This is a genomic window from Methylophaga sp. UBA1464, assembly GCF_002325665.1.
Lineage (GTDB): Bacteria > Pseudomonadota > Gammaproteobacteria > Nitrosococcales > Methylophagaceae > Methylophaga.
The window spans coordinates 4,032-4,853 of record NZ_DCSO01000017.1; the positions used below are offsets into that span (position 1 = coordinate 4,032).

2 protein-coding genes are annotated in these 822 nt (G+C 46.0%); both read left to right on the forward strand.

Annotated features, from left to right (window positions below; genetic code table 11):
* Window positions 1–519 (forward strand): threonine--tRNA ligase (locus B3O33_RS01830; RefSeq protein WP_292362814.1); only part of this gene is annotated, 519 nt, incomplete at its 5' end.
* On the forward strand, window positions 515–822 hold a 308-nt coding region (infC, locus tag B3O33_RS01835), incomplete at its 3' end, for a translation initiation factor IF-3 (RefSeq protein WP_349676289.1). The genes B3O33_RS01830 and infC, both read left to right, overlap by 5 nt.

Consider the following 822-nt stretch of genomic DNA (forward strand, 5'->3'; position numbering starts at 1 on the left):
AAAGATTGTCTGGGAAGGGTCTGGCAATGCGGTACCATTCAGGTTGATTTCTCGATGCCGGGCCGTTTGGATGCAACTTATGTGGCCGATGATGGCTCGAAACAGGTACCGGTTATGCTGCATCGTGCGATTCTTGGATCACTTGAACGTTTTATCGGTATACTCATCGAAGAATATGCTGGCGCGTTTCCGGCATGGCTTGCACCTCGTCAGGTAATGGTCATGGGAATTACCGATAAACAGTCAGAATATGTTCAACAAATTGCCCAACAATTGAAAAATCAGGGATTTAGAGCCGATACGGACTTGAGAAATGAAAAGATTGGCTTTAAAATACGCGAGCACACATTGCGGCGCGTACCTTATCTGATCGTTGTTGGGGATCGCGAAGCACAAGAAAATGCCGTGGCAGTACGTACTCGCAAAGGCGAAGATTTAGGCGCTATGTCGCTTGAGAGCTTCGTTTCATTGCTTCAAGAAGACGTTGCTCGCCGCGGTCGAATTATTTTAGAGGATTAAAAACATCGCTACAGATCAAAAAAGGCTGAATTCTGAAATCACAGCCAAAGAAATTCGTGTAACCGATGCAAACGGTGAACAACTAGGCGTTATCTCATTGGCGAGAGCCTTGGAGTTAGCGGAAGAAGCCGAGCTGGATTTGGTGGAGATTGCCCCTCAGGCAGAACCGCCAGTCTGCCGTATTATGGATTACGGCAAGTATGTGTTTGAGGCTAATAAACAAAAAGCCATTGCTAAGAAAAAGCAAAAACAGATACAGGTAAAGGAAATAAAATTCCGACCAGGGACGGAAGAGGGTGACTA